The following is a 25,363-nucleotide window of genomic DNA, read 5'->3' as shown; positions in this document are numbered from 1 at the left end:
CTGAGTTCGGATCCAGTACCGGAGGAGTATAGCAGGCGATCGGCCTCGCGCAAAATCGCATCTCGTTGAAGCGGCCCAGAGATGACAACGCCCGCATCCCAAGGGAGGGGGATGCGGGCGTTCTCGGCTGGTCTCGGGGAGGAGATCAGACCAGCGCGAGGGAAATCGCGGGGATGAAGGTGACCATCATCAGCGCGATCAGCAGGGCCAGCAGGAACGGCCAGCCGCGTTTGACGAACTCTCCGAAGGGGGTCTCGGTGAGGTTGCAGACCAGCAGCATCACCGTGCCGACCGGCGGGGTCAGCGTGCCGAGCGCGAGGTTGAGGATCATCACGATGCCGAAATGCACCGGGTCGATGCCGAGCTGCATCACCACGGGCTTCAGCAGCGGCACAAGGATGATGAGCAGCGCGTTGCCCTCGATGAACATGCCCAGCACCAGCAGGATCACGTTCACGATGAGCAGGAACGTCCACGGGTTCTGCGTCAGCGACATGATCCACTCGGCCAGCGCCACGCCGGCCTGCTCGAGCGAGAAGATCCAGCCGAGCGCCGAGGACATCATGATGACCAAGAGCACCGCCGCGGTCTGACGCGCGGTCTGGCTGAAGGCGTCGGTCAGGTCGCGCAGCCGCATTTCGCGATAGACGAAGAGCCCGATCACGATGGTCACAACGGTGGCGATGGCACCGGCCTCGGTGGGCGTGAAGATCGCCATCCGGATGCCGCCGATGATCACGAGGATCAGCAGGAAGGCGGGCCAGGCGTTGGCCAGCGTGCTGGTGGTCTCCTTGGCGGTGGGCCAGCTGGTGCGCGAGGGCTTGTAGCCCTCCTTCTTGGCGACCCAGTAGGTTGCCGCGATCAGCAGGGCGGCGCAGAGCAGGCCGGGCAGGATGCCGGCCACGAACATCGAGCCGATCGAGACATCGGCCACCAGCCCGTAGATGATCAGCGCGATGCCCGGCGGCAGGATCGGGGTGATCAGCGCCGAGGCGGCGGTGATGGCAGCGGCGGTGCCGCGGTTGTAGCCGGCCTTGAGCATGTCCGGCACCAGCATCCGGCACATCATCGCGGCATCCGCGAGGTTCGAGGCCGAGAGCCCGCCCATCAGGGTCGAGAGCATGATGTTGGTGTGGCCGAGCCCGCCGGTGAGCTTGCCGACCAGCAGGTCGGCGACCTTCAAGAGCCGCGAGGCAATGCCGGTGGTGCCCAGAAGCGTGCCCAGCAGAATGAAGAACGGGATCGCCAGCAGCGAGGGGTTCTGCGTCGGCGCGATCAGGCGCTGCACCGCGATCTGGATGGGGATCTGCTGGAAGAACAGGAAGTAGCCGAGGATCGCCGCGAACATCGCGAGGTAGATCCGCATGTTCAGGGCAAACAGCAGGAACATGATGGGGATGATGATGAACCAGTCCATGTCGCGCGCCTCAGCCCAGATCTTCGGACGTGTCGTCGACGGAAGGCACGGGGCGGTTCAGGATCAGAAGCCCGATCCGCCACAGCATCACCAGCGCGATGCCGATGGCGCCCACGGTCACGGCGATGTCGATCCAATACCACGACATGCGCAGGATCTGCGTCTTCTTCAGCGCGGCGCTCTCGGCCAGCCGGTAGCCAAGCCAAGCCATGTAGCCCAGCAGCCCCACCGAGGCGAGGCCGACGACCACGCCGAGCCAGCGTTCAAGCGCCTTGGGCAGCATCAGGGTGATGACATCGATCTTGAGGTGTTGGTCCTCGATCTCGCAGGCGATGGCGCCGAGGAACACGATCCAGATCAGCAGGAACGCCGACATCTCCTCGGTCCACTGGATCGGGGTGCCAAGCAGGTAGCGGGCGATCACGGCGGCGGCAGTGATCGCGATCAGCGCGAAGACCAGCAGGCCGGCCAGCGCCGAGACGAATTTGTAGGAAAGCTTCACGACGGACCTTCGGACTAGAGGGCGGCCCGCGCGACAGGCATCGCGCGGGCCGGGATCGGATTACTGGCCAAGCTGCTCCTGGATCTCTTCGTAGAGACCCTCGGACCACTCGGGGAACTGGTCGTAGACCGCCATGGCCTTTTCCTTGAACGGGGCAATGTCGGGGTAGGTCACGGTGACGCCGGCGGCTTCCATGTCGGCGAGGATCTTCTCGTCGGCTTCCGCGGCGAGCTCCTGGCTGTAGAGGCCTGCCTCGTAGCCGGTCTCGTGCAGCATCTCGACGACCTCCGGGTCGAGCGTGTCGAAATAGGCCTGACCGCCAAGCCAAAGCGAGGTGTTCTGCAGGTAGGAGATCATCGACAGCTCCTTGGCCTGCTCGTGCAGCTTCTGGCCGAACAGCACCGGGAGCGGGTTCTCGACACCGTCGATCACGCCTTGGGTCAGTGCCGGGTAGACATCGCCCAGCGGCATCGGGGTCGGCGTGCCGCCCATCGCCTCGATGGCGCGGATCTGCATGATGTTGTTGGGCGTGCGGATCTTCATGCCCTCGAGGTCCGCCGGGGTCTCGACCTTCTTGGTCGCGAGCAGCTGGCGGGTGCCGTAGAGGTAGTTCTTGATCACGATGTGGATGCCCTGCTCCTGCAGCGCGGCCTCTTTCTCCTTGAACCAGTCGGATTCGTAGATGTCGAACAGGCTCTGCGCGTCTTCGGTGAGGTAGGGGCCAAAGAGGATGCCGAGATCGGGATCATAGTCGGTCAGGAAGCCCACATCGGCGATGGTGATGACGTTGACGCCGAGCATGCCCTGCTCGATCACGTCCTTCTTCGCGCCAAGCTGCGAGGAGGGGTAGAGCTCCAGCACCACTTCGCCGTCCGAGGCCTCGGCCACCAGTTCTTTCCAGCGGTTCATAACGAGGTCCGCGGGCTCGCCCGGGTTGTTCTCGTAGGCGATGCGCACGGTGGTTTCCGCCAGCGCCGGCATCGCCAGCATCATCGCGGTGGTGGCGCCGAGCAGGGCCTTGGTGAGTGTTTTCATGGGTCTCCTCCGTATCACGGTTGCTGGGTCGGTCGGGGCGCGCGCTGAACCGGCCAGATGGTGATCGGTTCGGAACGCTGCTCGCGGGAGGTCAGCCAACTGGCCAGAACCTCGCCGGAATGCTGGAAATGGTCGGACAGGGCTGCGCCGAGCGCGGCGGCATCATGGTCCTCGAGCGCCGCGACGATGCGGTCGTGCTGGGCCTTGGCGGTCGCGGTGTTGAGCTCCTGCGACTTGCCGACCTCGAGATAGTATTTCAGCGGCACGGAGAGCACGTCATACATCCGGCTCAGCACCGTGTTGCCGGCGGCCTGCACCAGCCCGTAATGAAAATCGTAATCCGCCTGCGCGGCCTCGGCGGCGGTCAGCGCGCCGACCATGCGGTCGTTGGCGGCGCGGATCGCGTCGAGCTGCGCGGGCGTGACGTGGCAGATCATCAGCGGCGCCGCACCGGTTTCGTTGATGCGGCGGAAGTTCAGCACATCGGTGAAGCTGCGCGCCGACGTGTCGAAATGATCGGTCAGTTCCTGGAACATGATGCCGAAATCCGGCGTCCGTACCTTGGCACCGCGCTTCGTCTTTTCGATCAGGGAAAGCGCCTCGAGATGGATCATCGTCTCGCGGATGGTGTTGCGCGACACGTCGAACCGCTCCGCAAGCTCGCGCTCGTTGGGCATGAGATCGCCGGGCCGATAGCTTTCGGCGATTTCGCGGCGCAGTACGTCGCGGATCTCTTCCACCGTCGATTTGGCCACCTGCTCCTCCCACAGATCGTGACTTTGGTTGGACCATAGGGCCACAGAAAAAGCGCCGTCAAGCGCTCGCAAACCTGTTTGCGCAAACAGAGTGGCGGGTTCAGGACCAGTTCACAGAGGCGAGCAGGGTCTCGCGGGCGGTTTGCAGATGCTGGTCGAACGCGTCGCGCGCCTCATCGCTGCGACCCTGCAAAACTGCTTGAATCACAGCGAGATGCTCGCGGATCGCCTCGCGGTTCCGCACCGTCTCGTCGCGCTTGTTCCACTGGTAGTGGTAGTGGACGATGATCGAAATCCGGTGCGCGAATTCGTCGTAGAAGCGGTTGCGCGCGGCACTGCAGACCAGCCGGTGAAACCGCGCATCAAGGGCCGGGAACTCGGTCATCGCCGAATCGTCGCGGGCCAGAAGATTGATGTGCAGCCGCTCCATCTCGACCATGCGGGGCAGGGCGGGATGGTCGGGATCGGCGCAGAGCCGGCGCATCGCCTCGCGCTCGATCAGCTCGCGCATGTCGCACATTTCGAGCGCGTAGTCGCGGGTGAAGCCCCGAAACGTCCAATGTTTGTTGGGGTTCTTCTCGACCAGCCCGCTGACCCGGAAGTTCTGCAGCAGGTCGCGGACCAGCGCCACGGAGATGCCGAGCTGGCGCGCCAGCTCGCTTTCGTGGATCTGCGCGTTGGGCGGCAGGTCGGTGCGCAGGATCCATTCGTGGAACTGGTGCTCGGCGCGCTCCGCCGGCAGGGCCACGTCTTCGGGCGGAAAGCGGTCCGCCACCGTGGGCGCCCGCAAGAGCACCTTGCGGCGGCCCTCCCATTCGAGAATCCCGAGGTTCGCCAGATGCGACAGCACGTTGCGCGCTGTGGTGCGCGAGATTTCGAGCCGGTCGCAGAGCTCGGCCTCGGTGCCCAGCTCGCAGCCCGGCTCGAGGCCTGAAAACAGGTCCATCGCCTGGTTGGCGGCGGCTTTGAACGTCTGGTTCTGTCGCGACATCTGGCACGCCTTTCCGGCTGACCGCTCTTTCAACTTGAGTGGAATGTATTTTATTTATAAAAAACCGTAAAGGGGCGCGCGACTCCCCCGCTTTCGCGTGCCCTCAGCCGACGGAGGATTCCCATGACCGCGACCGAAATGAAGGCTCTGCTCTGCGACGAGCCGGGCAAACTGAGCTGCGTGACCCGCCCGCGTCCCGAGGACAGGCCGGGCCATCTGCGCATCCGCATCGAGGCCATCGGCATCTGCGGCACCGACTATCACATCTACGGCGGCAACCAGCCCTTCCTGCAATACCCGCGCGTCATGGGCCACGAGCTCTCGGCCCGCGCCATGGCCGACAGCGCCGATGGCCGCATCCGGCAGGGCGATCTGGTGGTCGTGAACCCCTATCTCACCTGCGGCACGTGCCGCGCCTGCACCATCGGCAAGCCCAACTGCTGCGAGAACATCGCCGTGCTGGGCGTGCACACCGATGGCGGCATGTGCGAGGAGATCGTGGTGCCCGAGGGCAACCTCTACCCGGCCGGAGACCTCAGCCCGGCGGCGGCGGCGATGGTCGAGTTCCTTGCCATCGGCGCCCACGGCGTGCGCCGCTCGGGGCTGGGCGCCGGGGTGACGGCGCTGATCGTCGGAGCAGGCCCGATCGGCGTGGGAGCGGGTCTCTTCGCCCACATCGCCGGGGCCGAGGTCACCTTGCGCGATACCTCGCCCGACCGCCTTGCGCTGGCCAAGGAGATCATTCCCGCCGCCAAAACCGAGCTTGTCTCGGAGATGGCCGACACGGTCTATGACACCGTCTTCGACGCCACCGGCAATATCGGCGCGATGAACGCAGGGCTGAGCTACCTTGCCCATGGCGGCAACTACGTGCTGCTCTCGGTGGTGAAGGGCGATCTGAGCTTCGCCGATCCGGAATTTCACAAGCGCGAGACCACGCTCTTCGCCAGCCGCAACGCGCTCAAGGCCGATTTCGAGCATGTCATGGACTGCATGGCCAAGGGGCTGGTCCCGGTCGACAAGATCGGCACCCACCGCACCACGATCGAGGGCGCGGTGGAGGATCTGCCGAAATGGGCCGAGGACCGGGGCAGCGTGGTCAAGGCGCTGATCGAGGTGCGTGCATGACCGGTGTGACCACCCCCATCGTGCAGTTCGGCACCTCGCGCTTCCTGCAGGCCCATGCCGACCTGTTCTTTTCCGAAGGCTCGCCCGCCCGTGCCATCACCGTGGTGCAGAGCTCGGGAGATCCCGCCCGCGCGGCGCGGCTCGGGGCGCTGGCCGCGGAGGGCGGCTTCCCGGTGCGCGTGCGCGGCCAGCAGGACGGCAAGGTCGTCGACGAAGAGCGCCGCGTGACCTCGGTCAGGCGGACGCTCTCGACCGCCTCCGACTGGGCCGAGCTGTCGCGCGTCGTCACCGGGGAGGCGGAGCTCATCCTGTCGAACACCGGCGATGCGGGGTTCGACCCCAAGCCTGCCGACGATCAGGCACGGCCCAATCAGGCGATGTCGTACCCGGCCAAGCTCTTCCACCTGCTGGCGGCGCGTCACGCGAGCGGGGGCCAGCCACTCACGATCTTCCCGATGGAGCTGATCCCCAACAACGGCAGGGTTCTCAAGGCGCGCGTGCTCGAGATCGCCGCCGGCAAGAAGGCCGACCCGGTGCTGATCGAGTGGCTGAACGCCTGTCTGTGGGTGAACAGTCTCGTCGACCGCATCGTTTCGGAGCCGATCGATCCGGTGGGCGCGGTGGCCGAACCTTACGCGCTCTGGGCCATCGAGGCGCAGGACGGGCTCACGCTGCCGGTGGTGCACCCCTCGGTTCAGCTGGTCGAGGACCTCGAGGAGATCGAGCGGCTGAAGCTGCACATTCTCAACCTCGGCCACACCGCGATGGCCGCGTTCTGGATGGCGGGCGCGGCCGATCCCGACGCCATCGTGCGCGACCTGCTCGCGGGCGAGGTGGGGGACAAGATGAAAGACGTGATGAAGACGGAAGTCCTGCCGGGGTTCGCCCTGCGCGGGCTCGGCGACAAGGCCGAGGCCTATCTGGCGGTGACGCTCGAGCGCTTCGCCAACCCGTTCCTCGACCACCGCATCGCCGATATCGCGCAGAACCACGACCAGAAGCTCGAGCGCCGAATCGGCGCCTTCCTGTCATGGGTGCGTGAGGTGCAGCCGGATTATGCCGCGCCCACGCTTGACGCTCTTTGCACACGAGAGGAGGCCTGACATGGCAGCGCCCACGATCATGGTGCTCGACCCCATGGATACCGTGGCCGTCGTGCTCTCGGACATGGACGCCGGTGAGACCCGCGACGGCCTGACCGCGCGGGAGCCGATCCCGCGTGGCCACAAGATTGCCCGCAAGGCGATGGCCGCCGGCGATCCGGTGCTGAAATACGGGCAGGTAATGGCGGTGGCGAGCCGGGACATCGCGGTGGGGGACCATGTGCACGTGCAGAACTGCGCGCTGCCCGAGGGCGGCCACGGTGTCAGTGCGGTGCAGGCGCGCCTGCCGGAGGTGCCGAGCCGCACCACGTTTCAGGGCTTTGCCCGGCCAGACGGGCGGGTGGGCACGCGCAACTATATCGGGGTGATCGCCTCGGTGAACTGCTCGACCACGGTGTGTGACGCCATCGCCGCCGAGGCCAACCGCACGCTGTTGCCGAGATTTCCCAACGTCGACGGCTTCGCACCCATCGTGCACGATCAGGGCTGCGGCATGGCCAACCAGGGCGAGGGGTTCGACGCGCTCGTCCGCACCCTCAAGGGCTATCGCGACCATCCGAATTTCGGCGGCGTGCTGATCATCGGCCTTGGCTGCGAGGTCAACCAGCTGACACTCTACAAGCCGACCGAATGGACCAAGGAGCGCTTCAAGACCTTCAACATCCAGGAGGTCGGCGGCTCGCGCTCGGCGGTGAAGCGGGCGCTGGAGCTGCTCGAGCCGATCGCCGCTATGGCCAACGGGGATGCGCGCAGCGAGCAGCCGGTCTCGGCCCTGACGCTCGGGATGCAATGCGGTGGCTCGGATGGCTTCTCGGGCATCACCGCCAACCCCGCGCTCGGCGTCGCGTCGGACATGCTGGTCGCGGCGGGCGGCACCTCGATCCTGTCGGAGACGCCCGAGATCTACGGCGCCGAGCACCTGCTCATCGCGCGCGCCGAGGACGAGACCGGCCACAAGATCGAGGACATGATCGCGTGGTGGCGCGACTATGCCAGCAAGAACGGCGCCTCGCTCGACAACAACCCCAGCCCCGGCAACAAGAAGGGCGGTCTGACCACTATCCTCGAGAAATCACTGGGGGCTGTGGCCAAGGGCGGTCTCGCGCCGCTCTCGGGGGCCTACGCTTATTCCGAGAAGATCGACCGGCACGGCTTTGTCTACATGGACAGCCCCGGCTACGATCCGGTGGCGGCGACCGGACAGGTGGCCTCGGGGGCGACCCTCATCGCCTTCACCACCGGGCGCGGCTCGTGCTTCGGTGCCAAGCCCGCGCCGTCGATCAAGCTGGCGTCGAACTCGGATCTGGCGCGCTCGATGCCCGAGGACATCGACATCGATTGCGGCGGCGTGGTCGAGGAGGGCGTGTCGCTGACCGAGATGGGCCAACGGATCTACGACCTGCTGCTCGACACCGCGTCGGGCAAGAAGACCATGTCGGAAGAGTTCGGCTACGGAGACAACGAGTTCGTGCCATGGAAGATCGGCGCGGTTCTCTAGGCTTCGCCCGGACCGTCACGTTTGCGAGGCGCGCTGCGGTGCGCCTCGTGGCGTTTATCGGCGCCTGACTGGGTCTCTCTTGGTGCGAAACAGGGGGCGGCTCGCCATGTCGCCTGCGCCGGTGACGCGGTTGCGCGCCAGACACGACCCAAGCAAGGACGTTGCGCAAAAGGGCGCCGTCACAAAAGCCGGAGCGGGTGGTCCGAACGTGCTGGCGACGCGGGCGTCGGGAACTGGCATGGTTTCGGGTGCGGGCGCAGTTCGCAGACGACCCCCAGGCTATCCGTTTTGGCAAACGGCCCCTCACGCTGCGCCCGCACCATGTTCCAGAGGCAAGGTCCGTCATATCCCGAGCGAAAGGCGCACCGGCTGGCCGCCGGGCGGGCCGCCCCTCGGTGGCAGGGCGCGCAGCTTTCACCGTGAACTCGTGCGCCGGACGTGACGAGGGTCGTCTGACAGCGGGGCGAGCCACGTTTGGCCGGGCCTGCGGTTGTCGTCGATGCGCACACCGGCCTGCACGGCGAAGGGTTTCGCCGGTTCATGCGATCGATGATGGGGCCGGGCGGGGAAACTGGGCGGCGCGACCGTGTCGGGGCTGGTTTGCCGCTAATCTAGCTCACAGAGAGCGGCGTCTTCCGGGGAAGGCAAAACGCCGCCCAGCAGGGCGGCGTTCAATATCTCGCAAGCTGTGACTGCAGGTGTCAGCCCTTGTCCTCAGGCGGGCGCGGCGCGTCGGGGTCGGGCTGGCCCACGCCCTTGAAGACGAACTTGAACGGCAGCGCCCAGAGAAAGCCCAGCACGACGTAGACCAGCAGCTCGACCACGATCGACGGGCGGTCGAGCGCGTTGACGATGCTGACCGCCGCCACGATGTAGAGCGGCAGCCAGACCAGCAGCAGCAGCAGCGACAGGCGCTTGCGGGTCTTGTGAGACAGCGCCATCAGTCCTCGAACGGGTCAGTGACGAGGATGGTGTCCTCGCGCTCGGGCGAGGTCGAGAGCATGGCGACGGGGCAGCCGATCAGTTCCTCGACGCGGCGCACGTACTTGATCGCCTGGCCGGGCAGGTCGTTCCACGAGCGCGCGCCCTCGGTCGACTCGCTCCAGCCATCCATCTCTTCGTAGATCGGGGTGCAGCGGGCCTGCTGGTCGGCGGCGATGGGCAGGTGGTCGAGCACCTCGCCGTCAAGCTCGTAGCCGGTGCAGATCTTGATCTTCTCGAACCCGTCCAGCACGTCGAGCTTGGTCAGCGAGATGCCGTTGACGCCCGAGGTGGCACAGGTCTGGCGCACCAGAACCGCGTCGAACCAGCCGCAGCGGCGCTTGCGCCCGGTGACGGTGCCGAACTCGTGGCCGCGGGTGCCGAGGCGGTTGCCGTCCTCGTCGTCAAGCTCGGTCGGGAACGGGCCTTCACCGACGCGGGTGGTGTAGGCCTTGACGATGCCGAGCACGAAGTCGATGGCGCCCGGACCGATGCCGGTGCCGGTGGCCGCTTGCCCCGCGATCACGTTGGACGAGGTCACGAAGGGATAGGTGCCGAAATCGATGTCGAGCAGCGCGCCCTGCGCCCCCTCGAAAAGGATGCGCTTGCCGGAGCGGCGCTTCTCGTTGAGCACCTTCCACACGGGGCCTGCATATTGCAGCACCTCGGGGGCGATCTCGAGCAGCTGCGCGATCAGCGCCTCCCGGTCGACCGGCTCCATGCCGAGGCCCCTGCGCAGCGCGTCGTGGTGGGTCAGAGCGCGATCGACGCGGCTTTCCAGCGTGGCGCGGTCGGCGAGGTCTGCCACACGTACCGAGCGGCGACCGACCTTGTCCTCGTAGGCCGGGCCGATACCGCGACCGGTGGTGCCGATCTTGGCGCCCTTGGCCGCGGCTTCTTCGCGCGCGCGGTCGAGCTCGCCGTGGATCGGCAGGATCAGCGGCGTGTTCTCGGCGATCATCAGCGTCTCGGGGGTGATCTCGACACCCTGCTCGCGGATCGTCGCGATCTCCTTCACGAGGTGCCACGGATCGAGCACCACGCCATTGCCGATCACCGACATCTTGCCGCCCCGCACCACGCCCGAAGGCAGCGCGTTGAGCTTGAAGACGGTGCCGTCGATCACCAGGGTATGGCCTGCATTGTGGCCCCCTTGGAAACGGGCGATCACGTCGGCCCGGCTCGACAGCCAGTCCACGATCTTGCCCTTGCCCTCGTCGCCCCACTGGGCGCCCACGACGACCACGTTTGCCATAGCTCACCTGTCCTTTTGGAGATCCAAAACGGGCTCCGTATAGCGAAGCGCGGGGGCGGGTGAAACCATCAAATTGAGCGCGCGGCCTGTGATCCGGGCCAGTCGGTCGCCCCGCGCTCGGGCAGATCGGGCAGGCCCGTGCGCAGAGCCCTGCGCAAACGACCGTTCTTGGCGCACACCGTCGCCACACGCTACGACAAAACCGCTGAAAGCGACCTGGGCTTCGTCGACATCGCATCGATCCGCCTCTGGGTCCGCCTGTTGTCAACATGACTTGGAAAGAAACCAAACCCCGGCAGCGCAAGTTGGGTCGGACAGCATTACGAGAGATTCATGATGAAACCAGCCCTTCTGATACTCCCATTCCTTGCACTCGTGTCAGGTTGCGCAGATCCCGCGCCCCAAGGCGAACGTCCGATGGACGAAGTCCCGGTGCAAAGCGTCCTGCCGACCGGCCAGCGGCAATACAGCTTTGAAAACGGCTGCGATGTCATCCTTGAGGCCGAGGCCGCAGTCCTTGTACGCGAAGATCCCGAATGCGCTTTGCATCACCGTGACATCGCATTGCTCTACGCTTCCGGCGACTGACGCCAGCTCCACCCGATCCAGTTCATCTTGGTCGCCCTTTCGGGCGGCCTTTTTCGTGGATATTGCGATGACCAGCATCAAGATGAGCGCTTCGATCCTGATCACCAAGACACGCAGTTTCTGGCTTGCCGCGCCAGCCCCTCCAATCCGACACCGTGCTGGGGATCAAATCACACCGCTTCGCAACAGACCACTCGCCAAGCGGTACTTTTGCACCACGGCCCGCATCGAAGACCTTTCACCTTTCCGGACATTCTCCGCACCATAGGATGTGCCCAAACTCAACGGTTTCTGCTGCTGGCGCAAACGACGGTTTTTGATCCAGAGCATTGCCCGGAGGCGCCCCGAGGGGCGAGAAGGGGGCCAGGGCACCGCGAAAAGTGCCGATTGCGAGAGGACAGGAGCATGACCGGCACGGTGTTCGGACTGGGAGAGGTGGCGCAGGCCACCATCGCGCTGGCGCTTGCGGGGGTGCTGGGGCTGCTCCTTGGCAGGCTCACCCTCCGCGGCGTCGGGCTCGGCATCGGCGGAGTGCTGTTCGCGGGCATCGCGCTTGGCGATGTTGCGGCGCGCGCCGGGGTCCAGTTCAACCCCGAGATGATGGAGTTCGTGCGCGAGTTCGGCCTGATCCTCTTCGTCTTCACCATCGGCATCGAGGTCGGGCCGGGGTTCTTCGGCTCGTTGCGCAAGTCGGGCCTGCAGCTCAACGCGCTTGCGGCTTCCATCGTGCTCTTGGGCGTGGCGGTGACCGTGGCGCTGCATTACGCCTTCGACATCCCCGTGCCGGCGCTGGTGGGCATCATGTCGGGCGCGGTGACCAACACGCCGGGGCTTGGCGCCGCGACGCAGGCGCTGTCCGACATCGGCGCCGGGGCCGACGCGGTGGCCACGCCCTCGCTGGGCTACGCGGTGGCCTATCCGTTCGGCATCGTCGGCATCCTGCTGGCGATGCTGCTGGTGCGCTTCGCCGCCCGGGTCGACACCGAAGCCGAGGCCCGCAGCTTCGAGGCACATCGCCGCAAGGGCTCGGGCACGCTGCCCTCGCTCGACGTGGTGGTGCGCAACGAGAACCTCGACGGGCTGACACTGGGGGAGGTGCCGGGGCTGTTCGACGCGGGCGTGGTACCGTCGCGGATGCGCAAGAGCGGCGAACTGGTGGTGCCGCAGCGCGACACGGCGCTGGCGGTGGGCGACATCCTCCACCTCGTCGGCCCGGCCGACAAGCTGCAGGGGATGCGGCTGGTGCTTGGCGTGGAATCGGAGACTAGCCTGACGACTAAGGGCACGGGTCTGTCCTGGGCGCGGGTCCTCGTCACCGATAACGCCGCCGCCGGGCACCGGCTGCGCTCGCTGCGGCTCGAAGAGAGCTACGGCGTGTCGGTGTCGCGGATCATGCGGGCCGGGCTCGAGATCCCGGCGCAGGCAGATGGCACGCTCGAGTTCGGCGACATCGTCACGGTGGTCGGCCCGCGCGAGATGATCGACAAGGTGCGCGGCATCCTCGGCGACGAGACACGCCGCCTCGACCGGGTGGATTTCCCCGGCGTGTTCCTCGGCATCGTGCTGGGGGTGATCTTGGGCAGCATTCCGATCGCCGCGCCCGGCTTGCCGGCCCCCTTGAAGCTGGGGCTTGCCGGGGGGCCTCTGGTGGTGGCGATCCTGCTGGGGCGACTTGGCAGCTGGGGGCCGTTTACGTGGGTGATGCCGCCCGCGGCCAACCATGCCCTGCGCGAGTTCGGCATCATCCTGTTCCTCGCCGTGGTGGGGCTGAAGGCCGGCGACCGTTTCCTCGACACGCTGATCACCGGCGATGGCCTGTCGTGGGTGCTTTACGGCGCCACCATCACGCTGGTGCCGCTGATCGCGGTGGGCGTGGTCGGGCGTTTCGTGCTGGGGCTCAACTACCTGTCGCTTTGCGGGGTGCTCGCGGGGTCGATGACCGATCCGCCGGCGCTGGCCTTCGCCAATGCGCAGAGCGAGTCGCCCGCGGCCTCGGTGGCCTATGCCACGGTCTATCCGCTGGTGATGGGCCTGAGGATCTTTGCGCCGCAGCTTCTTGTGCTGCTGCTGCTCTGAGCCCGGTGCCTGTCGCGTGGTCGGGTCAGCTTCGTCCGCCGACCACCAGTGCCACGCCCGCGACGAGCAGCACCAGTCCGAAGATCTGCGCGGGAGCCACGGTTATGCCGCGCAGCGTGTCGAAGCCCAGCCCCGCCACGATCTGCGAGGCCACCAGCGCCGAGATGGTCAGCGTGGCACCCACCTGCGCATAGCCGGTCAGGCTCGCGAAGACGAAGAGCGTGCCGAGCAGCCCCGGCACGAGGAACAGCCACCAGCGGCCCGTCGCCAGCCGGGCAAAGGCCTCGGGGCCGTCGACCGCCAGCGCGGTGACGCTAAGCACCACGAGGCCCACCGCCGAGTTCAGCCACAGCGCCACCCAGATCGAGCCGGACACCGTGCGCGCCTCGAGCATCAGCGCGTTCTGCAGCACAAGCGCGCTACCCGCGGTCGCCAGCAGCAGCAGGGTCACGAGCAGGGTCATTCCGGCGCCTCCCGCGCGTCGAGCGTCAGCTGCAGGAAGGTGAGGTCGAGCCAGCGTCCGAACTTGCAGCCGACCTGCGGCATCTCGGCGGTGACGACGAAGCCCAGCTTGCGATGCAGCGCGAGAGAGGCGGCGTTGCCGCTCTCGACCCCGGCCACCATGACGTGCTTGTCCAAGGCCCGCGCCCGGAGGATCAGCGCTGTCATTAGGGCGCGCGCCACGCCGCGTCCGCGCGCCGAGGGGTGGATATAGACCGAATGCTCGACGGTGTGGCGGAAGCCCTCGAACGGGCGCCAGTCGCCGAAACTCGCATAGCCCAGCACCGCGCCATCCGCATCGCGCGCCACCAGCACCGGGTAGCCTTGCGCCTGTCGCGCCTGCCACCAGTCGCGGCGATTGCCAAGGTCGACCGGCGTCTCGTTCCAGATCGCCAGCGTGTTGTGCACTGCGTCGTTGTAGATCTCGAGAATGCCCGGAAGATCCGCCTCGGAGGCGTCTTCGATCTGCGGGGCGGCGAAGGAGAGGCTTGGATCTGCGTGCATTTGTCTAATATATTAGACGCCATGAGCACAGGTCTAGCCCGAATGATACAGAACGAGCGAAAGCGGCGCGATTGGTCGCTGACAGAGCTTGCGGAACGGGCAGGGGTGTCGCGCGCGATGATCCATCGCATCGAAGCCGACGAGAGCAGCCCCACCGTCGCGACGATCGGCCGACTCGCGGGCGCGTTCGGCATGACCATGTCCGAGATGCTGGCCGAGCCGGTGACCGGCGGCTCGCGCCTGTCGCGGGCGCAGGACCGCGAGGTCTGGCAGGACCCCGAGACCGGCTATGTCCGAGAGGTTCTCACGCCGCGGTCCGAGCCCGGAGGCCGCTCGCTCGAGATCGTCAAGGTCACGCTTCCGGTGGGGGCGCGGGTGAGCTTTCCGCCGCAGAGCTTCGGCTTCCTGATGGAGAGCATCTGGGTGCAGTCGGGGCAGCTGACCTTCGAGGAAGGTAAGAAGGTGTGGCGGCTGGGGCCGGATGATTGCCTGACACTGGGGGCGCCGCGGCGTTGCAGCTTCGTCAACGAGAGCGACGCGCCCTGCCACTACGCGGTGGTGGTCGCCCGGATCTGACCGGGCGCGCCACCTGCTTCAGGGGCCGTGCGCCTCAGCGCACCACGAGCACGGTCTTCGGCGCGTGGCGTACGACGCGCGCGGCGTTGGGACCGACGAGGTAGTCCTTGAGCGCCGGGCGGTGGGCGCCCACCACGATGGCCTCCGCGCCGAGGTCCTGAGCCGCCTTGATGATCTCGTGATAGATCGTGCCCTGCGTCACCTTCAGCTTGCCGAGCAGATCGACCGGGATCACCTCACTTGCCCACGCGGCGAGCCTGTCGCGCGCCTCGGTCTGGATGGCGTTGGCCTGGTCGGGGCCAAGGAAGGAGCCCACCATCGCCATTCCCGATCCGGGGATGACGTTGACCACGTGCAGGGTCGCGCCTTCGCCTTTTGCCATGCGCACCGCCGCCTCGGCCACGTGGCCGGATTCGGGCAGATCGTTGATGTCGACCGCCAGCAGGATCGTCTGGTACATTGCCTGTTCTCCTCAGAAGGCCGGTTGCTTGGCGCGGGGGCGCTGAATCATCACCACCCCGGCCAGCAGCAGCAGCGCCGGAATGAAGAACCATTCCTTCGCCATTCTCTCGTTCTCGACCTCGACCGCAGAGATCACCACCGGGGTGTCCGCGTAGTAGTCGTACTCGGTCCCGATCTGGTCGAAGAGCGGCGTGCCGGGGAAGGGCTCGTCGAGCAGCAGGCGGCCGTCCTCTTCGAACACCGTGAGGCCCTGATCGGCCAGCGCCGTCTCGCCGTCGCCGGCGACCGCGGGGATCACCACGGTGGTCGGGCGCACCTTCCCGGTGTCGAAGTCGGGGCCCTCGATCAGCACCCGGATGTCGGCGCCGTCGGGCTCTTCCGACATCAGCTCGATCGCGGCGCCGCCGGAGGCCGAGACATAGGGCTCTTCGACCATGTCGAGGAAGAAGCCCGGCCGGAACAGCATGAAGGCGATGAAGAGCAGCACCGCGCTTTCCCAGATCCGCGACTTGGCGATGAAGTAGCCCTGCGTCGCGGCGGCGAAGAGCAACATCGCCAGAAGCGATATGAAGAACACGAAGATCGCGTGTCCGAGGGTCACGTCGATGAGCAGCAGGTCGGTGTTGAAGATGAACAGGAACGGCAGCAGCGCGGTGCGGATGTCGTAGCCGAAGCCCTGAAGACCGGTCTTGATCGGATCCCCGCGCGAGATCGCCGCCGCGGCATAGGCGGCAAGACCCACCGGTGGCGTGTCATCGGCGAGGATGCCGAAGTAGAACACGAACATGTGGACCGCGATCAGCGGCACCACGAGGCCGACCTGCGCGCCGACGCTGATGATCACCGGCGCCATCAGCGACGAGACCACGATGTAGTTGGCGGTGGTCGGAAGCCCCATGCCGAGGATCAGCGACAGCACCGCCACGAGGATCAGCAGCACCATCAGGTTGCCGCCCGAGATCACCTCGATCACCGTGCCGATGACCTGATGCGCACCAGTCAGCGAGATGGTGCCCACGATGATGCCGGCGGCCCCGGTCGCGACGCCGATGCCGATCATGTTGCGCGCGCCGAGGATCAGGCCCTGCACGAAATCGCCCCAGCCAGCACGCGCCTCGGTGCCCACGTCGTGGCCGCGGAAGGCCGCCTTGATCGGGCGGTGGGTCAGCGCGATGATGACCATGAAGAAGGTCGCCCAGAAGGCCGACAGCGCCGGCGACAGCCGGTCGAGCGTGTCGGTGCGCACCATCAGGTTCCAGACCAGGATGAAGATCGGAATGGCGAAGTAGAGCCCGCCGATCAGCGTCGGCGTCAGGCGCGGCGCGGTCGGCGGCGCGTTGGTGTCCTTGTCTTCCTTGATCTCGGGGAAGCTGGCCGAGATCTTCAGAAGCACGAGGTAGAGGACCGCCACCAGCGCCACGGCGGCGTAGACCGAGTTGCCGGTGATCGGCTCGAGCAGGGTGCGCAGGCCGATCATCAGGAAGGTCAGCGCGCCAAGCAGGATGAAGCCCGACAGGAACAGGATCATGATCATCAGCACGCCGATGCGCCGGCCCGGCTTCTCGAGCCCCTTGAGGCCCATCTTCAGGCTCTCGAGATGCACGATGTAGAGGAGCGCGATGTAGGAGATCACCGCCGGCAGGAAGGCGTGCTTGACCACGTCGATATAGGGAATGTTGACGTATTCGACCATCAGAAAGGCCGCGGCGCCCATCACCGGCGGGGTCAGCTGGCCATTGGTCGAAGAGGCGACCTCGACCGCGCCGGCCTTCTCGGCGGGGAAGCCGATGCGCTTCATCAGCGGGATGGTGAAGGTGCCGGTGGTCACGGTGTTGGCGATCGAAGAGCCCGAGATCATGCCGGTCATCATCGAGGACAGCACCGAGGCCTTGGCCGGGCCGCCTCGCAGCGCGCCAAGCAGGGCGATGGCGACCTGGATGAACCAGTTGCCGCCGCCGGCGCGGTCGAGGATGGCGCCGAACAGCACGAAGAGGAAGATCATCGTCGTGGACACGCCAAGCGCCACGCCGAACACGCCCTCGGTCTGCATCCAGTAATGCCCGAGCGCCTTGCTCAGCGACGAGCCGCCGTAATTGGTGATGTTGCGCGCCCATTCCGAGTAGCCGCCGAAGAAGGCGAAGGCCACGAAGATGAAGGCGATGATCACCAGCGGCAGGCCGAGCGAGCGCCAGACCGCGATCATCAGCGTCACCATGCCGATGGCCGACATGACGATGTCCGTGGTCGTCCAGAGCCCGGGGCGGGTGGCGATCTCGTTTCGGAAGACCACCAGATAGAGACAGGAGGCCACGCCCAGCAGCATCAGGACCCAGTCATAGGCGGGGATGTGATCGCGCGGCGCGGACTTGGTCAGCGGGAAGGCCAGCGTCGCGAGCCCCATGGCGAAGGCCAGGTGGATAAAGCGCGCCTGGGTGACGACGTTGGCGAAGAACGACACGCCGGTCGCCTGGGCCAGCATCCCGGGAATGCGCGAGGCGATGTAGAGCTGGAACAGCGACCAGGCGATACAGGTGCCCAGGATGAGCGTGCCTTGCCAATTCGCCGGGTTGCGCGCCCCGGTATCGGCCTCGGCCACCATGTCGTCGGCTGTGCGTTCCGTAGACGGCTGATCCACCATCGCCGTGTCCCCCATGTGCTGGATTATCTTTATTATTTATCGGTTTGCCCGGGTTGTTCTCGAGCGGGGCAGGCTCGGTGGAAGGCGCCGCGCGGGCGCCTTCCGGGCGCGGGGCGCCGTTACTCGATCAGGCCGAGCTCACGATAGGCCTTTTCCGCACCGGCGTGCAGCGGGGCCGAAAGACCGTCGGAGACCATTTCTTCGGCCTTGAGGTTGGCGAAGGCCGGGTGCAGCTGACGGAAGTCGTCGAGGTTCTCCATCACCGCCTTGGACAGCACGTAGACCGCGTCTTCGGAGACGTCTGCCGAGGTCACCAGCGTCGCACCGACGCCGAAGGTCGTGACGTCTTCGTCGTTGCCAGCATACATGCCGCCCGGAACGGTGGCGACGCGGTAGTAGGGGTTTTCTTCGATGAGCTTGTCGATCACCGGGCCGTCGACGTTCACGAGGCTCACGTCGCAGGTGGTCGCGGCTTCCTGGATGGCAGCGGCCGGGTGGCCCACCACGTAGACCATGGCGTCGATGTTGCCGTCACAGAGTTGCTGCGACATTTCCGAGCCCTTGTATTCGGTGGCGAGCGCGAAATCGTCCATCGTCATGCCGTACTCTTCCATCAGCACCTCGGTGGTGGCGCGCAGACCCGAGCCGGCGTTGCCCACGTTGAAGCGCTTGCCCTTGAGGTCCTCGAAGCTCTCGATGCCGGCATCGGCACGGGCGATCAGGGTAAAGGGCTCGGGGTGGACCGAGAACACCGCGCGGATGTCGGGGAAGGCGGCATCGCCTTCGAACTGCGAGGTGCCGTTATAGGCGTGGTACTGCCAGTCGGACTGGGCCACGCCGAACTCGAGCTCGCCGGCCTTGATGGTGTTGATGTTGTACACCGAGCCGCCGGTCGATTCGACCGCGCAGCGGATGCCGTGCTCGCGGCGGTCGCGGTTCACGAGGCGGCAGATCGCGCCACCGGTCGGGTAGTAGACGCCGGTCACGCCGCCGGTGCCGATGGAGATGAACTGCTGGTCCTGCGCGCTCGCAGCCGCGCCCATGACGAGCGCGCCGGTGACGACGGCGCCAAAGAGGGTGGTTTTCATCAGATCGTACTCCCTGTGATCTTGATTGAAATCGTAATGTTGATAGTGCCCAGATCTACGCTCGGATGCAAACAGGGCAAGATTGCCGATGGCTGACCAAGCGTCATGGATAGGGACGACCCTCCATGGCGCAATTTTCGTGCGTCAGAGGGGGTCCCTGCCTTACGTGGTCTCGCACCGGGAAGGCCCCTATCTCTATGATTGCACAGACAAGGCCTCTCGCAACGCATTTGAGGGGCGGCTGAAAGAGTTGTCGGCGCGGGCGATTCGACGCTGGCCGACCGCGATGGCGGTGCGCCGTGCGGCGCGTCAAAGGGTGGACGGGCAATCGCGAGCGGACCGGCTTTGCCGAGGCGCCGATCCGCGCCGGTGGGGCGGCTCCCAGCTCTGGACGTCATTCGCTCGGCAAGGCGCCGCGAGCGCGCTCTACGAGGCGCCGTTTTGCGCCGGAAGGGCGTCAGCAATGAGTCCAGCTCGCAACTCGGAACGACCCTCCCTCGGGCGAGCCGCAGGGGGCTTGGCAATAAACGCGACGCCGCGAGGATGGCGGGTTCCGCTGAGGTGCCGTAGCCGCCACCCGCAGTGCACGCGCGGTCGCTGGCCGCCTCAGTTCAGATCGGCGAGCAGGCGGCCGTGCTTGCGGGTCTGTTCGATCACATCGCCGAAGGTGTGGATGCCGCGCGCCTGCAGCATCGGCAGCATCTTCACCAGCACCTGCGCCGTGGCCTGCGCGTCGCCGAGCGCGGTGTGGCGCAGCCGCGCCGGGATCTCGACGCCGAGCCGCTCGCAGAGCGCGTCGAGGGTATGGGTCTGGCCAGCCCCGAACAGCACCGCCGAGAGCAGCACCGTGTCGAGGATTGGGTGATCCCAGTCCACCCCCATGCGGGCGCGGTGGCGGCGCAGGAAGGCCATGTCGAAGGGCGCGTTATGCGCCACGATCACCGAGTCCTTGGCAAAGCGGTGAAAGCGCCGCCCGGCCTCGGCGATGTCGGGCTGGCCGCGCACCATGGCGTCGCTGACCTGATGCACCTTGGTAGAGCTGGGCGGGATCGGGATACCGGGATCGACGAGCTGGTCCATTACCTCGCCGGGCACGATGCGCCCGTTCAGCACCCGCACTGCGCCGATCTGCACCACTTCGTCCTTGTGCGGCAGCAGCCCCGTCGTCTCGGTGTCGAAGACGGTGTAGCAGAGCTTCGCGAGCGGCGTGTCCTCGACCGCCTCGGGGGCGTCCAACGTGAGCAGGTCGAAATCATAGACCAGCGGGCGCTCGGCCTCGGGCGCCATATGGGTCTGGGCGCCGTCGATCACCATCATGTAGCCGCCGCCCTCCATCGGTTTCAGCCGCGCCGAGTAGCTCTGCGCGCCGTCGATGCCTTCGGCCACGAAGCTGACCTCGCGACCGGTCTTGTGCAGTTGCTTCACCGCGGCGTCGAGGCCCTTGGCCTCGAAGAAATCAGACAGCGGGGCGTTCAGGCGCGGCACGTGCAGCTGTGTCAGCACCTCGGCCGCCTGACCGTCATAGAGCACGATCTGGCCGCGCGGATTGACAAGGATCATCGCCACCGGGATCTCGGTCAGCAGCGCGGTGAGGCGCTCCTTCTCCTGCGCCAGCCGCTCGGTCTCGAGCGCGACCTTCTGGGCGGTGGTCATGGTGCCGAGGATGAGCTTCTCGGACACCGCGTGGGCGGCGCCTGCGAGGTCGCCGAGATAGCGGGCGGAGCTGAGATCGACCTCACGGGAGACATCGGCATGGGCGCGCACCCGCATCTCGGCGGCGAGCGTCTCGATGGGCTTGGCGACGTTCTCGTCGAACAGCAGCCAGATCCCGGCGGTCAGCGCGAGCAGGGCGAGCGCCGACAGGATGGCGGCGAAGACGAAGCCGTTGGCGGGCGTGGTGTCGAGCGCGCGGGCGTAGCCGAGCCACAGCGCGCCGCCCACCGCCACGCTGCCGCCGAGGCCCAGCAGCACGAAGAACAGGAAGATGCGCAGGCGCAGGCTGAGCCGGGTGATCATGCGGTGCCCCCCGGCGCCTCGCAGACCGCCGCGACGATCGGATCGTCCTCACCGGCCTCGCGCCAGACCGGGTCGCCGCCATCGCCGCCCGCCGGATCGGCGCGGCGGTGGTTGACGCAATCCACCATCATCTCGACCGACCGCACCGGCTGCCAGCGGGCAAAGAAGTAGAGATCGGCGATATAGAGCCCCTCGGTCCCGGCATTGGCCCGGCGGGCGCCGTGATCGACGGCGATGAAGCGGTCGACCATCGGCGCGGCGTAGGTCCAGGGCCGGTAGAAGGCGCGGGCCTCGTGCACCGACGCCACGGTGAAGCCCTCGGGCAGGGCCTCGGCGGTACGCCCGTACCAGCCGTATTCGCTCGAGATCGTGGCGGCGATCATCGCGGCGCCCGCGGCCACCGGGACGAGCCAGCGCGGCAGGCGACCACCGAGGATCCTGTTGAGCAGCATGAAGGCCCCGGCACCAGCAAAGCCGGCCACGAAAACCGCGATCAGTTCAAAAAACATCTGTCCTCCTCCCAGAGAGCGGGCCTAGCCCAGCATACCGCGCCCGTGCCCGAGGGCCGATTGCAGCGACTTTATCACCACGAAGGCATCGCGCAGGTGACTGCGCTCGAAATCCGACAGGTCGGCGGGAGCGAGGTAATTGTCCGGCGCCTCGCCACGCTTCACCTGTGCCGCCTGATGCTCGAGCCGGGTTTCGGCGATCAGGTCGTAGGCGTCGAGCAGATCCTGCCCGCCCGAGCCGGAAAGTTTGCCCGCAGCCACCGCCGCCTCGAGCCGGGCGCGGGTGTTGACCTCGGCAAGCTGGCCCTGCAGCGCGTAGACCCGCGCCAGATCGACCACCGGCACCACGCCGTTGTGCTTGAGGTCGAGCGTGTTCTTGTGCTCGCCCGAGCGGATCGTTGCAAAGCCGCGCAACAGCCCCAGCGGCGGCGTGTGCTTGAGCGAATTCGAGATCATGTGCGCTACGAAGATCGAGTTCTTCGCCGCCGCCGCCAGCGTCTCGGCCTGCAGCTCCTCGTAGAGCGACTTGGTGCCGCCGATGGGGCGCAGGTCGAACATCACCGAGGCCAGCATCTGCGCCTTGGGATCGGGCTTCTTGATCCAGTTGGTGAAATACTGCCGCCACGTGCCGACCCGCTGGCACCATTGCGGATTGGTCGCCATCATGTCGCCGGGGCAGTGGTAATAGCCCGCCGCGTGCAGACCGTCGCTGACGAAGTCCGCCAGCTTGGCGAAGTAGCGCAGGTCGTCCTCGGTGGCGGCGTTGTCGAGAAACAGGCAGTTGTCCTGATCCGAGATGCCGGTCTGCTCCTGCCGCCCCTGCGAGCCGCAGGCCAGCCACAGATAGGGCACCGGGGCCGGGCCGAGCTTTTCCTCGCCAAGCGCCAGCAGGCGGCGGGTGGCGGTGTCGGCGATGTCGGTGATCAGCCGCGTCACCACCTCGTGGCGGTTGCCGCCGGCCACCAGCTGCGCAAGGAGCTGCGGAATGCGGGCGGTGATCTCGGCCATGCGGGCCGGGCTCTCGGCGTGGGCGATCCCGGCCACGAGCTCGGCGGAGCTCACCGCCTGAAAGCGGGTAAGGTCGGTCTGGGTGACCATGCCGACCAGCCGGCCTGCCTCGCAGACCGGGATGTGGCTGACATTGCGCTCCATCATCATGTGCAGCACGTCCGAGCCGATGGCCGAGGGCGGCAGGGTCATCGGATCGGCGGTCATCACGTGGGCCAGCGGGGTGTCGAAGGGCAGGCCCGCGCCCACCACCTTGCCCGACACGTCCCGTATGGTGAGAATGCCGAGCAGGCGATCGCCCTCGGTCACGCAGACCGAGGAGACGTGGCGCTCGGCCATGGCGCTCGCGGCCTCCTGCACGGTGGCGGAGGGCGGCAGGGTGAGCGGCCTTGCCGCCATCAGCGTCTCGACCCGGCTGTGGGCGAGGTCGGTCTTGCGCGGCTTGGCCCCGCGCGAGCGGTCGAAGAAGCGCTTCGCGGCGGGATGCTCGCGCACAAGCTCGTTGAAAGCGTAGACCGGCAGCATGAAGAGCAGCGTGTCCTCGACCGTGCGGGCCGAGGTGGCGGCGATGCCATCGCGCGCCAGCCCGCGTTCTCCGAACGAGTTGCGCGGCCCGAGCAGCGAGACCACCACCTCGTTCTCGTCGCGGATCTCCACCTGTCCGGAATGGATCAGGTAGAGCCCCTCGAGCGGGTTGCCGTAGGCGTAGATCGGCTCGCCCGCCGGCAGGCGGCGCTGGACGAATTGCGGCACTAGGCTTTCGAGCGCATCCGCCTCGAGCGCGTCATACGGGTGGACGCCGCTGAGAAAGCGCAGCAGCTCTTCGGGTGCGATCGGCATGGCGGCTCTCCCGGTCAGGCGAACGGTGGAAACGAAAATCCCGCCCCGGAGTAGCGCGGGACGGGATGAAAGGGTAGGGGAAAGGCCGCGGCGCGGCCTGACCCGTGAGGCTTAGTGGTCTTGGGCTGCGCCCGCGCCACGCGGCACGCGCACGCTTTCCACCAGCTCGCTGATGTGCCGCGGGATCGGACCGGTCATCTTCGAAACGGTGAAGGCCACCACGAAGTTGATCAGCGCGCCGACGGCACCGAACGAGGTCGACTTGATGCCCAGGAAAAGCGGCTCCGCGTCGGTGTAGCTGTTGGTGTCGGGGATGAAGAACCAGCCCTTGTGCAGGAAGATGTAGAGCAGCGTGACCAGCAGGCCCGCGAGCATCCCTGCGACGGCGCCCTGACGGTTCACCTTCGAGAAGATGCCCATCATCAGCACCGGGAAGATCGAGGCCGCCGCGATGCCGAAGGCCAGCGCCACGGTCTGCGCCGCGAAGCCCGGGGGGTTCAGACCCAGCCAGGTGGCCACCGCGATCGACACCGCCATGGCGATACGTGCCGCCAGAAGCTCGCCCTTCTCCGAGATGTTCGGGGTCAGCTGACCTTTCATCAGGTCGTGGCTCACCGCCGAAGAGATGGCGAGCAGGAGACCGGCGGCGGTCGAAAGCGCTGCGGCAAGACCACCGGCGGCGATCAGGCCGATCACCCAGGAGGGCAGGTTGGCGATCTCCGGGTTCGCAAGAACCAGGATGTCGTTGTTGAAGTTGGTCAGCTCGTTGCCGGTCCAGCCTTCAGCGGCCGCCCGCTCCTGCATTTCGGGCGAGGCGTCGTTGTAGTACTGGATGCGGCCGTCGCCGTTCTTGTCTTCCCAGCCCAGCATACCGGTCTGCTGCCACGTGGCCATCCAGTCATAGGTCGGGTCGCTCTCCATCTGCTCGAGCGAGACCGCCTGTGCGTCCGTGCCTTCCGGCCAGAACTGCTGGGTGATGTTGAGGCGCGCCATGGCCCCCACCGCCGGAGCGGTCAGGTAGAGCAGGGCGATGAAGACCAGCGCCCAGCCGGCGGACCAGCGTGCGTCGGCCACGCGGGGCACGGTGAAGAAGCGCATGATCACGTGCGGCAGGCCGGCCGTCCCGATCATCAGCGACAGGGTGAAGAGCACCATGTTCAGCGTATCGCCATTGTGGGCGGTATACTGGTTGAAGCCGAGATCGGTCACGATCGCGTCGAGCGTCTCGAGCAGCGGTGTGCCGTCGGCGGTGGAGCCGAACAGGCCCAGGGCCGGGATCGGGTTGCCGGTGAGCTGCAGCGAGATGAAGATCGCCGGGATGGTGTAGGCGAGGATCAGCACGACATACTGCGCCACCTGCGTGTAGGTCACGCCCTTCATGCCGCCGAACACCGCGTAGGCGAACACGACCACGGCGCCGATCAGCAGACCGGTGGTGGTGTCGACCTCGAGGAAGCGGCCGAAGGCCACGCCGACGCCGGTCATCTGGCCGATCACGTAGGTGATCGATGCGATGATCAGGCAGAGCACCGCGACGAGGCGCGCGGTGGGCGAGTAAAACCGGTCGCCGATGAACTCGGAGACGGTGAACTTGCCGAACTTGCGCAGGTAGGGCGCAAGCAGAAGCGCCAGCAGCACGTAGCCGCCGGTCCAGCCCATCAGGTAGGCCGAGTTGTCATAGCCGACGAAGGCGATGAGGCCCGCCATCGACAGGAACGACGCCGCCGACATCCAGTCGGCTGCCGTCGCCATGCCGTTGGTGACCGGGTGAACGCCGCGACCGGCGGCGTAGAATTCCGACGTGGTGCCCGCGCGGGCCCAGATCGCGATGCCGATGTAGAGCGCAAAGGACGCGCCCACGAACATCAGGTTGATGGTAAACTGATCCATGA

22 protein-coding genes and 1 pseudogene are annotated in these 25,363 nt (G+C 66.7%); 6 read left to right on the top strand and 17 right to left on the bottom strand.

The features are described 5' to 3' along the window. Positions 1-145: 145 nt before the first annotated feature. The 5 genes from LCM15_RS14335 to LCM15_RS14315 form a co-directional block, all read right to left on the bottom strand. Positions 146-1,417 (bottom strand): TRAP transporter large permease, encoded by a 1,272-nt coding sequence (locus tag LCM15_RS14335; protein ID WP_224857556.1) that lies wholly within the window; start codon positions 1,415-1,417, stop codon positions 146-148. A 10-nt stretch (positions 1,418-1,427) separates the two neighbouring features. Further along, positions 1,428-1,919 (bottom strand): TRAP transporter small permease, encoded by a 492-nt coding sequence (locus tag LCM15_RS14330; protein ID WP_224857554.1) that lies wholly within the window; start codon positions 1,917-1,919, stop codon positions 1,428-1,430. Between the two features lie 60 nt (positions 1,920-1,979). Further along, positions 1,980-2,954, bottom strand: a complete 975-nt coding sequence (locus LCM15_RS14325) for a C4-dicarboxylate TRAP transporter substrate-binding protein (RefSeq protein WP_224857552.1) — start codon at positions 2,952-2,954, stop codon at positions 1,980-1,982. Positions 2,955-2,968: 14 nt separating this feature from the next. Next, positions 2,969-3,709 (bottom strand): FadR/GntR family transcriptional regulator, encoded by a 741-nt coding sequence (locus LCM15_RS14320; protein ID WP_224857550.1) that lies wholly within the window; start codon positions 3,707-3,709, stop codon positions 2,969-2,971. Between the two features lie 100 nt (positions 3,710-3,809). Next, entirely contained in the window at positions 3,810-4,700 is an 891-nt protein-coding gene (locus LCM15_RS14315) for a GntR family transcriptional regulator (protein WP_224857548.1), read from the bottom strand. Between the two features lie 123 nt (positions 4,701-4,823). Between LCM15_RS14315 and LCM15_RS14310 the strand changes: the two genes are divergently transcribed. From LCM15_RS14310 to LCM15_RS14300, 3 genes are read left to right on the top strand one after another with little or no spacing between them, the layout of a single operon-like run. Beyond that, the gene (locus LCM15_RS14310) at positions 4,824-5,828 is read left to right on the top strand and encodes a zinc-binding alcohol dehydrogenase family protein (protein WP_224857529.1); all 1,005 of its coding nucleotides are present in this window, start codon (positions 4,824-4,826) and stop codon (positions 5,826-5,828) included. Next, positions 5,825-6,931, top strand: coding sequence for a mannitol dehydrogenase family protein (locus LCM15_RS14305; protein WP_224857527.1), 1,107 nt, complete (start codon positions 5,825-5,827; stop codon positions 6,929-6,931). The genes LCM15_RS14310 and LCM15_RS14305 overlap by 4 nt, the downstream gene beginning before the upstream one ends. Before the next feature lies 1 nt (position 6,932). Then, positions 6,933-8,429: a UxaA family hydrolase gene (locus LCM15_RS14300; protein ID WP_224857526.1), complete on the top strand. Its 1,497-nt coding sequence runs from the start codon at positions 6,933-6,935 to the stop codon at positions 8,427-8,429. Positions 8,430-9,130: 701 nt separating this feature from the next. On the opposite strand, the gene LCM15_RS14295 is transcribed toward LCM15_RS14300, so the two are convergent. Together LCM15_RS14295 and LCM15_RS14290 are read right to left on the bottom strand one after the other, a co-directional pair. Further along, positions 9,131-9,370 carry a DUF2842 domain-containing protein gene (locus LCM15_RS14295; RefSeq protein WP_224857524.1) on the bottom strand — a complete coding sequence of 80 codons (240 nt, stop codon included), beginning with the start codon at positions 9,368-9,370 and terminating at the stop codon, positions 9,131-9,133. Further along, entirely contained in the window at positions 9,370-10,665 is a 1,296-nt protein-coding gene (locus tag LCM15_RS14290; protein WP_224857522.1) for an adenylosuccinate synthase, read from the bottom strand. Before LCM15_RS14290 ends, LCM15_RS14295 begins: the two co-directional genes overlap by 1 nt. Positions 10,666-10,845: 180 nt before the next feature. Here LCM15_RS14290 and LCM15_RS14285 point away from each other — a divergent pair. Next, positions 10,846-10,938: pseudogene (locus LCM15_RS14285) on the top strand (IS5/IS1182 family transposase); the annotation flags it as partial. A gap of 105 nt (positions 10,939-11,043) precedes the next feature. Here LCM15_RS14285 and LCM15_RS14280 read toward each other — a convergent pair. Next, positions 11,044-11,358, bottom strand: coding sequence for a hypothetical protein (locus LCM15_RS14280; RefSeq protein WP_224857520.1), 315 nt, complete (start codon positions 11,356-11,358; stop codon positions 11,044-11,046). Positions 11,359-11,658: 300 nt separating this feature from the next. On the opposite strand from LCM15_RS14280, the gene LCM15_RS14275 reads away from it, so the two are divergent. Next, positions 11,659-13,329 carry a putative transporter gene (locus LCM15_RS14275; protein WP_224857518.1) on the top strand — a complete coding sequence of 557 codons (1,671 nt, stop codon included), beginning with the start codon at positions 11,659-11,661 and terminating at the stop codon, positions 13,327-13,329. A 25-nt stretch (positions 13,330-13,354) separates the two neighbouring features. Here the strand turns inward: LCM15_RS14275 and LCM15_RS14270 are convergent, their stop codons facing one another. Both LCM15_RS14270 and LCM15_RS14265 read right to left on the bottom strand, forming a co-directional pair. After that, a complete protein-coding gene (locus LCM15_RS14270; protein WP_224857516.1) occupies positions 13,355-13,792 on the bottom strand; it encodes a DMT family transporter in 438 nt (145 codons plus the stop codon). After that, on the bottom strand, positions 13,789-14,334 hold the full coding sequence (locus LCM15_RS14265) for a GNAT family N-acetyltransferase (protein ID WP_224857514.1): 546 nt from the start codon (positions 14,332-14,334) through the stop codon (positions 13,789-13,791). Before LCM15_RS14265 ends, LCM15_RS14270 begins: the two co-directional genes overlap by 4 nt. Before the next feature lie 42 nt (positions 14,335-14,376). Here LCM15_RS14265 and LCM15_RS14260 point away from each other — a divergent pair, with 42 nt between their 5' ends. Then, a complete protein-coding gene (locus LCM15_RS14260; RefSeq protein ID WP_263619660.1) occupies positions 14,377-14,910 on the top strand; it encodes a helix-turn-helix domain-containing protein in 534 nt (177 codons plus the stop codon). A 34-nt stretch (positions 14,911-14,944) separates the two neighbouring features. On the opposite strand, the gene LCM15_RS14255 is transcribed toward LCM15_RS14260, so the two are convergent. The 7 genes from LCM15_RS14255 to LCM15_RS14225 form a co-directional block, all read right to left on the bottom strand. Continuing rightward, positions 14,945-15,370 carry a universal stress protein gene (locus tag LCM15_RS14255; protein ID WP_224857511.1) on the bottom strand — a complete coding sequence of 142 codons (426 nt, stop codon included), beginning with the start codon at positions 15,368-15,370 and terminating at the stop codon, positions 14,945-14,947. Positions 15,371-15,382: 12 nt separating this feature from the next. Then, complete coding sequence (locus LCM15_RS14250; RefSeq protein ID WP_224857677.1) at positions 15,383-18,010, bottom strand: TRAP transporter permease; 2,628 nt, start codon at positions 18,008-18,010, stop codon at positions 15,383-15,385. Between the two features lie 119 nt (positions 18,011-18,129). Further along, entirely contained in the window at positions 18,130-19,098 is a 969-nt protein-coding gene (locus LCM15_RS14245; RefSeq protein ID WP_224857510.1) for a TAXI family TRAP transporter solute-binding subunit, read from the bottom strand. A gap of 606 nt (positions 19,099-19,704) precedes the next feature. Beyond that, complete coding sequence (locus tag LCM15_RS14240; RefSeq protein ID WP_224857509.1) at positions 19,705-21,114, bottom strand: 3'-5' exonuclease; 1,410 nt, start codon at positions 21,112-21,114, stop codon at positions 19,705-19,707. Then, complete coding sequence (locus tag LCM15_RS14235) at positions 21,111-21,623, bottom strand: hypothetical protein (RefSeq protein WP_224857508.1); 513 nt, start codon at positions 21,621-21,623, stop codon at positions 21,111-21,113. Before LCM15_RS14235 ends, LCM15_RS14240 begins: the two co-directional genes overlap by 4 nt. 24 nt (positions 21,624-21,647) lie before the next feature. Then, the gene (locus LCM15_RS14230) at positions 21,648-23,471 is read right to left on the bottom strand and encodes a putative nucleotidyltransferase substrate binding domain-containing protein (RefSeq protein ID WP_224857507.1); all 1,824 of its coding nucleotides are present in this window, start codon (positions 23,469-23,471) and stop codon (positions 21,648-21,650) included. 111 nt (positions 23,472-23,582) lie between these two features. Next, a complete protein-coding gene (locus tag LCM15_RS14225) occupies positions 23,583-25,361 on the bottom strand; it encodes a sodium:solute symporter family protein (protein WP_224857506.1) in 1,779 nt (592 codons plus the stop codon). Positions 25,362-25,363 lie beyond the last annotated feature (2 nt).

The organism is Salipiger bermudensis (assembly GCF_020171625.1).
Lineage (GTDB): Bacteria > Pseudomonadota > Alphaproteobacteria > Rhodobacterales > Rhodobacteraceae > Salipiger > Salipiger bermudensis_B.
Note: the sequence above shows the minus strand (reverse complement) of the source record. Positions and strands in the feature narration are given on the sequence as shown.

Coding starts and splice junctions, on each gene's coding strand:
- LCM15_RS14335 (WP_224857556.1), bottom strand. CDS start 1,417: ATGGACTGGTTCATCATCATCCCCATCATGTTCCTGCTGTTTGCCCTG.
- LCM15_RS14325 (WP_224857552.1), bottom strand. CDS start 2,954: ATGAAAACACTCACCAAGGCCCTGCTCGGCGCCACCACCGCGATGATG.
- LCM15_RS14315 (WP_224857548.1), bottom strand. CDS start 4,700: ATGTCGCGACAGAACCAGACGTTCAAAGCCGCCGCCAACCAGGCGATG.
- LCM15_RS14310 (WP_224857529.1), top strand. CDS start 4,824: ATGACCGCGACCGAAATGAAGGCTCTGCTCTGCGACGAGCCGGGCAAA.
- LCM15_RS14305 (WP_224857527.1), top strand. CDS start 5,825: ATGACCGGTGTGACCACCCCCATCGTGCAGTTCGGCACCTCGCGCTTC.
- LCM15_RS14300 (WP_224857526.1), top strand. CDS start 6,933: ATGGCAGCGCCCACGATCATGGTGCTCGACCCCATGGATACCGTGGCC.
- LCM15_RS14295 (WP_224857524.1), bottom strand. CDS start 9,370: ATGGCGCTGTCTCACAAGACCCGCAAGCGCCTGTCGCTGCTGCTGCTG.
- LCM15_RS14290 (WP_224857522.1), bottom strand. CDS start 10,665: ATGGCAAACGTGGTCGTCGTGGGCGCCCAGTGGGGCGACGAGGGCAAG.
- LCM15_RS14275 (WP_224857518.1), top strand. CDS start 11,659: ATGACCGGCACGGTGTTCGGACTGGGAGAGGTGGCGCAGGCCACCATC.
- LCM15_RS14270 (WP_224857516.1), bottom strand. CDS start 13,792: ATGACCCTGCTCGTGACCCTGCTGCTGCTGGCGACCGCGGGTAGCGCG.
- LCM15_RS14265 (WP_224857514.1), bottom strand. CDS start 14,334: ATGCACGCAGATCCAAGCCTCTCCTTCGCCGCCCCGCAGATCGAAGAC.
- LCM15_RS14260 (WP_263619660.1), top strand. CDS start 14,377: ATGATACAGAACGAGCGAAAGCGGCGCGATTGGTCGCTGACAGAGCTT.
- LCM15_RS14255 (WP_224857511.1), bottom strand. CDS start 15,370: ATGTACCAGACGATCCTGCTGGCGGTCGACATCAACGATCTGCCCGAA.
- LCM15_RS14250 (WP_224857677.1), bottom strand. CDS start 18,010: ATGGTGGATCAGCCGTCTACGGAACGCACAGCCGACGACATGGTGGCC.
- LCM15_RS14245 (WP_224857510.1), bottom strand. CDS start 19,098: ATGAAAACCACCCTCTTTGGCGCCGTCGTCACCGGCGCGCTCGTCATG.
- LCM15_RS14240 (WP_224857509.1), bottom strand. CDS start 21,114: ATGATCACCCGGCTCAGCCTGCGCCTGCGCATCTTCCTGTTCTTCGTG.
- LCM15_RS14235 (WP_224857508.1), bottom strand. CDS start 21,623: ATGTTTTTTGAACTGATCGCGGTTTTCGTGGCCGGCTTTGCTGGTGCC.
- LCM15_RS14230 (WP_224857507.1), bottom strand. CDS start 23,471: ATGCCGATCGCACCCGAAGAGCTGCTGCGCTTTCTCAGCGGCGTCCAC.
- LCM15_RS14225 (WP_224857506.1), bottom strand. CDS start 25,361: ATGGATCAGTTTACCATCAACCTGATGTTCGTGGGCGCGTCCTTTGCG.